Source organism: Rhizobium sp. BK049 (assembly GCF_014193135.1).
In the GTDB taxonomy this organism is placed as follows: Bacteria; Pseudomonadota; Alphaproteobacteria; order Rhizobiales; family Rhizobiaceae; genus Rhizobium.
On sequence record NZ_JACHYV010000056.1, the window covers coordinates 1 to 6,939 of the forward strand.

The window sequence follows — 6,939 nt, forward strand, 5'->3', positions numbered from 1 at the left end:
GTTCTCGCCAACACAATCCTCTTTCGAAAGACCGAATGGACGCCACAACACCGGAAAAATTGAACATGGTTGCTCCCCGCTCGCGGGGCGAAGGGGATATGCCGCACCCTCTCCGTTCCTCTCCCGCGCTCCGCAGGGCACGTCCCCTCTCCCCGTCAGAACGGGGAGAGGGCTAGGGTGAGGGGCAGAACCGCACCGACACGCTGGTGGAATTGCTCCACTATCTCTCCTCTTGCCGATCGTCCTCGGGCTTGACCCAAGCACCCCCACCCTATCACTCTGCGCCCACCCCACGCCCCGCGAAAGGAACCCCCATGAGTCGCATCTTCATCACCGGTTCCACCGATGGCCTCGGCCTCGCCGCCGCCCGCACCCTCATCCGCGAAGGCCACGAGGTCGTCCTCCACGCCCGCTCCCGCGACCGCGCCGCGGCAATCGCCGAATCCTCCGCCGCCGCCATCGGCCTCGTCATTGGCGATCTCGCCAGCGCCGCCGAAACCCGCTCCATCGCCGACCAGGTCAACGCCATCGGCCGCATGGACGCCATCATCCACAATGCCGGCATCTACCTCGAGCGCAGCCGCGGCGAAACGCCCGAAGGCCACGCCAAGACGCTGGCGGTCAACACTCTCGCCCCCTATCTGCTCACCGCCTGGATCACCCGGCCCGACCGGCTGATCTACCTGACCAGCGGCATGCACCGCAGCGGCGGCAGCGCGCTTGACGATATCGACTGGAAGAAGCGGCCATGGAGCGCCAGCCAGGCCTATTCCGAAAGCAAGCTCTACATCGCCACGCTTTCCGCCGCCATCGCCCGCCACTGGCCGGACGTGCTCAGCAACGCCGTCGACCCCGGCTGGGTGCCAACAAAGATGGGCGGCGCCGGCGCGCCAGACGATCTGGAGATGGGGCATCTGACGCAGACCTGGCTTGCGACGAGCGAGGACGAAGCTGCGAAGGTCAGCGGCGGGTATTGGTATCACCGCCAGCAGCGGGAGGCGGCGACGGAGGTGAATGATGTTGGATTTCAGGAGGCGCTGGTGGAGAGGCTGGAGGATTTGACGGGTGTGCGGTTGTTTGGGGAGAACCGGTGACGCGCGTTCTCACAACGGGCATATGACAGCTGGCAATTCAACAGCCATGCACCAAGGCTCAGCGGGAGTGGCCGGTGCGTGGCGGCCACGTGTCAGGGTCGAATTATCTGACCGGCACATTCCTTTTCCTCGCAGCGGTAACCAGCCGCTCGTGGATACCGTTTACCGCCGGAGCGATCATGTAGCCGTTGTTGAGGTCACCAATCATGATAGATTCTTCGCGTGGTGCCACCAGCCAGTGCAAACCGATGAGGCCACAGATCATTGCGTCAACCTTGTCCTGGTCGGCTTTCTTCGGCATCAGGTTAGCCGACACATCCAAACGCCACAGTTCTAGCTGCTCTAAAGCTCTGAGCCATCCGAATGTCCGAATTGTCTCCGCCACAGCATGCCAGTGCCCTAAATTAAACATTCTCCGGTTGGCTGGATTGTATTTTGGAGCCCCAAGACGTTTGCAGTAGGCGCTCTCGATAGCAACCAGTGCTAGGGCGGGAAATACCTCAATCAGAAAGAGTCCGGCCGATGCGGTCCGTGCGGCCTCTGGATCCTCCGTGGCCCCGAGCGCCTGCTTGAAGTGCCAGATCGGCGCGGCATCATCAAACATGCCAAGCTTCGATCGGTTGGCTGGCTGAACACCACCGCCTACCCAGGAGATGAGCGCCCCTGCAACCTTGTCGACCGGACGCGAGCCACTGCGGTTCGGAACGATTGTTGGCTGATCAAGCGCGACGAGACATTTGCCGGCCTCGCGCCTTTCGGCTTGAATAAGTGCTGCGGCTTCACTGAATGAGGCCAACCTCGGCTCCATGTGCAACCGCGCACCGTGCGAATCGACTCGGATCACACAGATTGCACCTGGCGCCTTTGGGTTGTCGGTCCACGCTGAGTCGAAACCAACAACAGATATGTTTGCGGCGCTCCCCTGATTACCCACCCTCGTAAGCCCGAACCAGTAGTGGCTGTGCCCTCTCAAAATCCGCCATTGACTTCAGCGTTACCTGGAGATCACCAGTACCAAAGTGGCCAACATTGCTGACGTCGCGCGTAAAGCCGCTTTCAAGCGCGACGGTGTCTGGATCGAGCTTCAGGAACAGCAACACAGTCCGCGCCTGTGGATAGATCTCCATACAGACGAAGTTCTTCAAGCGCTTAAATGCTGTGTAGAGCTTCAATTCTTTTACCTGCACATCATCCCCGAGCCCGATCAGAAACTGGTGAACGGCGTCATAGATATCTCGAAGGTCTGCCGATGACTGTGATAGCCGGTAGCTCGTCCTTTGGCTGAGATAGGGGTCGTTTTCCTGAGCGACGTCAGCTCTGGACTGCAGGGAGCCTAGGCTTTTGACTTCGGTTATCATCTTAGGACCATTGAGTTTACTGGTCTTCGGCACATGCACCAGTTCCAACATCAGCAGATCGTCACCGAACTGCCGATAGCGAATAAGTTCGATGTTTCTCGCGATCTGCTTGACGGCGTGCTCGTCATAGCGGGTGAAATCGCCGGCAATGCAGAGCAGTCGTGGAGCAGACCAGTCAACGGCATTCGCGGCGTCCTGACCGAGGCGTTCCATAACCAGCCATTGGAATTCCTTGCGGTGATCAAGCAGCCAGTCGAGGTAGAACAGGCCCTGATTGATGACGTTCTCGTTCACCGACCGCTTGTATTCGATGATGACCGGTGAGTTGTCCTCGTCCAGACCGAGTGTATCGATCCTTCCGCCGTGCACGGCACCGGTCGAATGCTCGGTAGCAAGAAAGCGGATGCCGAGCAGCGCCTCGAGATTGGACTCGAACAGGATCTGCAGGGATTTCTCGACCTGCATCGAGCTGCCCGGCAGTTCGCTCACCTGGGCGCCCCCGAAATGAAAGAGTTTGATATCGCTCAAAATTCGCCCCAAGCGTGACCGCAGATTGTGGTGAAATTTCTATTCGCTTTATCGCCCTTGTCCAGATAATTTGCCGGCGAGCGCCGACTTGCGGGGATCGGCCGTCTGCTCCGATGATCTCGAAACAGGGACCTCCACCAAACGTGGTTGGCGATGGCCGACACCAGCGCGGCCAAGGTCAGCGGCGGTTGCTGGTACCATCGGCGGCAGCGTGTGGCGTCGCCTATATGAGCGATCCGGCCTTTCACATAAGCTGGTGGAGAGGCTGTCTGGGTTGACGGGTGTGCGGCTGCTTGGGGAGCATATGGGTAGAATGTGGGGCCGGCGGCGCGCGAGCGGCCAGTCATAACCCTACCGCATCTACTATGAATGGAATGGCGCCAGGACCTGGGAGAGCCAATAAGATGAAATTCATGGACAAGTGGGCCACTCCACTCGCCGGAGCGATAACATAGCGTAACTAATTGATTCAAAAATTAAGCTGTGGCTGGGGCGCCTGGATTCGAACCAGGGGATGGCGGTACCAAAAACCGCTGCCTTACCGCTTGGCTACGCCCCACCAGAGCTTGAGCGGCGAACCGCTTGCTCACAAATCGACGCCTGATTAGCAAAGCTCTTTGCCTGTCACAATGACTAAGTTTGCGCGTCGGGCAGATTTATGCGCGCGAAGCGGCGGGCGGCGTGCTAGCATGCCGCGATATTATCAACCTGAGATCATCGTCCCGCATGGAAAGTCCCGCATTCGACCTTGCTTTCGAGCCGGCCTATGGGCGGGCCGTGCCGGTTGCTCCCGATATCTTGCGCATCACGGCGGAAAATCCCGGGCCTTTCACTTTTTTCGGCACCAACAGCTATCTCGTCGGCTCCTCCTCGCTTGCGGTCATCGATCCCGGGCCGGAGGACGATGCACATTATCTAGCGCTGATGGCGGCGATCGGCGGGCGGGAGGTGACGCATATCTTCGTCAGCCATACCCATCGCGATCACTCGCCGCTTGCCCGCCGGTTGCAGGCGGAAACGGGGGCTGTGACGGTGGGGCAAGGGCCGCATCGGCCGGCGCGGCGGCTGCGGGAGGGCGAGGTCAATCCATTTGCCGAAAGTTCGGATATGGATTTCGTGCCCGATGTCACGCTCGGCGACGGCGAGACGGTAGCGGGCGATGGCTGGGCGCTGACGGCGGTGCTGACGCCGGGGCATACGGCCAATCATGCCGCATTCGCGCTGGAAGGCCGCGACATCCTCTTCTCAGGCGATCATGTCATGGCCTGGTCGACCTCGATCGTCGCACCGCCGGATGGGTCGATGGCGGATTACATGGCCTCGCTCGACAGGCTGATAGAGCGCGAGGACGGCCTGCTGCTGCCCGGCCATGGCGGGCCGGTCCGCGAGCCGAAGACTTTCCTGCCGGCGCTGAAGGCGCATCGGCTCAGGCGCGAGCAGGCGGTGCTGGCGCGGGTTGCGGCCGGCGATCGCGAGATTGCGGAGATGGTGAAGGCGATCTATCGCGATACCGATCCGAAGCTCTATGGGGCGGCCGCACTTTCCGTGCTCGCCCATCTCGAGCATCTCATGGAGCGCGGCGCGATCGTCGCGGATGGGCCGCCTTCGCTTGCCGCGCGCTACCGGCCGGCGTAAAGGAGAGGCGTAGGGGAGATCTGCATGGGCCGCGCCGATTACAGCTATCGCACCGATCCCGCCGTTCCCGCCTTTGCCGATGACCGGCCGCTCATCGTCTTCGATGGCGAATGCGTCTTCTGCTCCGGCTGGGTGAAATTCGTGCTGAAGCACGACAGGCAGCGGCGATACCGGTTCCTCGCGGCGCAGACGCCGCTCGGCGAAGCGCTTTACCGGCATTACGGCCTCGATACGCGCGACTACGAAACCAATATCCTCATCGAAGGCGGCCGCGCCTTCTTCAAATCCGACGGCACGATCCGCATGGTGGCAAGCCTCGGCTTTCCCTATTCGCTGGCGAAGCTCTTTCGGCTCCTGCCGCGGCGCGCCGCCGACGCGATCTATGAATTCATCGCCCGCAACAGGCTGAAGATCGCCGGCCGCCAGAGCTGCATGGTGCCGACACCGGAGCAGCGCAGCCGCTTCATCGCATGAGCGGCGGCACCTTTTCCCTGCTGATCATCGGCGGCTACGGCGCCTTCGGCGGCCGGCTCGCCCGGCTGCTCGGCGAGGAGCCGCGGCTCAGGCTGCTGATCGCCGGCCGCTCGCTCGAAAAGGCCGATGATTTCGTCTTCGATCTCCGCTCGCCGAAAGGCGGCGCCGGGCGGCTCGGCAGCAACGATCTCGGCGCCTGGCTGCAGGCGGTGACCTTCGATCGTGACGGCGACCTCCGGGAGCAGCTGACGCGGCTGAGACCCGATCTCGTCGTCGATGCCTCGGGGCCGTTCCAGAGCTTCACCGGCGATGGCTACAAGGTGGTGCGGGCCTGCATCGAGCTCGGCATCGATTATGCCGATCTCGCCGACAGCAGCGGCTTCGTCGCCGGCATAAGCGGGCTCGATGCTGAGGCGAAGGCGAAAGGCACCTTTGTGCTCTCCGGGCTCAGCAGCCTGCCGGCGCTCTCCTTCGCGGCGCTGGAGGCGATGGCGCCGCATTTCTCCAGCGTCGACAGCGTGGCGGCCGGCATTGCGCCCTCGGCGCATGTCAGGATTGGCCTCAATGTCGTCAGAGCCATCGCAAGTTATGCCGGCAGGCCGGTGCCGCTGCTGCGCGAGGGGCAGCCGTCCAAGGGGCGCGGGCTGATCGACGAGATGCGGGTGACGATCGCGCCGCCCGAGGTGGCGCCGCTCGCCAGCCGCACCTTCCTGCTGGTCGATGCGCCCGACCTGGCGCTGCTGCCCGGCCGCTTTGCCGGCCTGCAATCCACCTTCACCGGCGTCGGCACCGAGCCGCAGGCGCTGCAGCGGCTCTTGAGATTTGCCGCCCGGCTGGTGGAGATCGGGCTGCTGCCGTCGCTCACGCCGTTCGCCCGGGCGTTGCAGGCGGCCAGCCATCGCTTCGCCGTCGGCGCCCATCGCGGCGGCATGTTCGTGCGCCTGGGTGGCCTCGATCGCGAGGGGCGGCGGCTGACGGCGGATTGGTCTCTGATTGCCGAAGGGGATGACGGGCCGTTCATTCCGGTTCTCGGCGTCGAGCTGCTGGTGCGCCGGCTGCTCGAAGGCAAGCGGCCGCAAAGCGGCGCGCGGCCGGCGGCCGGCGAATTGTCGCTTGCGGATTTCGAAGCGGCCTTCAGCCAGTTCTCCATCGCTTCGGGCATCCGGCTGGATTACCAGGAAGAGGCCCAGCCGCTCTACCGGCGCATCCTCGGCGACGCCTGGGAGAAGCTGCCGCCGGCGCTGGCGGCGATCCATGCGGGCGGCACGCGGCTTGCCTCCGGCCGGGCGCGGATCGAGCGCGGCAGCGGGCTCCTCGCCAGGCTGATCGCCGGCCTCATCGGCTTTCCCGCCGCCGGCGAGGATGTGCCGGTGGCGGTGCGCTTTGCCGCCGATGGCGAGAGGGAGATCTGGACGCGGTCTTTCGGCAGCAAGACCTTCCGCAGCTGGCAGGCCGCCGGCCCCGGCCGCGACCGCCACCTGCTTGCCGAGGTGTTCGGGCCGTTCCGGGTGCTGCTGGCGCTGGTGCCGGAGGGGCAGAAGCTCAGGCTCGTGGTGCGCGGCTGGCGGTTTTGCGGCATTCCGCTGCCGCTGTTCCTGGCGCCAGGCGGCGATACCTACGAGGAGGAGCGTGACGGGCGATTCCATTTCCACGTCGAGATCGGCGGGCGGCTGACCGGGCTGGTGGTGCGCTATTCGGGGTGGCTGGTGTTGGAGTGAGCGGGTGGCGGCAAGCGCGCTGCTGTCCCGTTCGTGACTGAACGACCGGGTTGATGATCGACATTTTGGACCGGGATGATACCTGACAGTTTTCATTCTGTCGTGTGTGCTGCTTTAGGCCTCATCGGCCCG

At 63.4% G+C, this 6,939-nt stretch carries 6 protein-coding genes and 1 tRNA gene; 4 read left to right on the forward strand and 3 right to left on the reverse strand.

Annotated elements, in window-relative coordinates; genetic code table 11:
• The first annotated feature begins 314 nt into the window (after positions 1 to 314).
• Positions 315 to 1,094, forward strand: coding sequence for an SDR family NAD(P)-dependent oxidoreductase (locus FHT70_RS29765; protein ID WP_183706718.1), 780 nt, complete (start codon positions 315 to 317; stop codon positions 1,092 to 1,094).
• 103 nt (positions 1,095 to 1,197) lie between these two features.
• On the opposite strand, the gene FHT70_RS29770 is transcribed toward FHT70_RS29765, so the two are convergent.
• The 3 genes from FHT70_RS29770 to FHT70_RS29780 form a co-directional block, all read right to left on the reverse strand.
• Positions 1,198 to 2,028 carry a DUF429 domain-containing protein gene (locus tag FHT70_RS29770; RefSeq protein ID WP_183706719.1) on the reverse strand — a complete coding sequence of 277 codons (831 nt, stop codon included), beginning with the start codon at positions 2,026 to 2,028 and terminating at the stop codon, positions 1,198 to 1,200.
• A complete protein-coding gene (locus tag FHT70_RS29775) occupies positions 2,021 to 2,980 on the reverse strand; it encodes a DUF5655 domain-containing protein (RefSeq protein WP_183706720.1) in 960 nt (319 codons plus the stop codon). Before FHT70_RS29775 ends, FHT70_RS29770 begins: the two co-directional genes overlap by 8 nt.
• A 484-nt stretch (positions 2,981 to 3,464) precedes the next feature.
• A tRNA-Gln gene (locus tag FHT70_RS29780) sits at positions 3,465 to 3,539 on the reverse strand.
• Positions 3,540 to 3,706: 167 nt separating this feature from the next.
• Here FHT70_RS29780 and FHT70_RS29785 point away from each other — a divergent pair.
• Genes FHT70_RS29785 through FHT70_RS29795 form a run of 3 tightly spaced genes read left to right on the forward strand, consistent with a single transcriptional unit; the run spans position 3,707 to position 6,807 of the window.
• Positions 3,707 to 4,615: an MBL fold metallo-hydrolase gene (locus FHT70_RS29785; protein ID WP_183706721.1), complete on the forward strand. Its 909-nt coding sequence runs from the start codon at positions 3,707 to 3,709 to the stop codon at positions 4,613 to 4,615.
• Positions 4,616 to 4,639: 24 nt separating this feature from the next.
• Positions 4,640 to 5,089, forward strand: coding sequence for a DCC1-like thiol-disulfide oxidoreductase family protein (locus FHT70_RS29790; protein ID WP_183706722.1), 450 nt, complete (start codon positions 4,640 to 4,642; stop codon positions 5,087 to 5,089).
• Positions 5,086 to 6,807, forward strand: coding sequence for a DUF4166 domain-containing protein (locus FHT70_RS29795; RefSeq protein WP_183706723.1), 1,722 nt, complete (start codon positions 5,086 to 5,088; stop codon positions 6,805 to 6,807). Before FHT70_RS29790 ends, FHT70_RS29795 begins: the two co-directional genes overlap by 4 nt.
• Positions 6,808 to 6,939 lie beyond the last annotated feature (132 nt).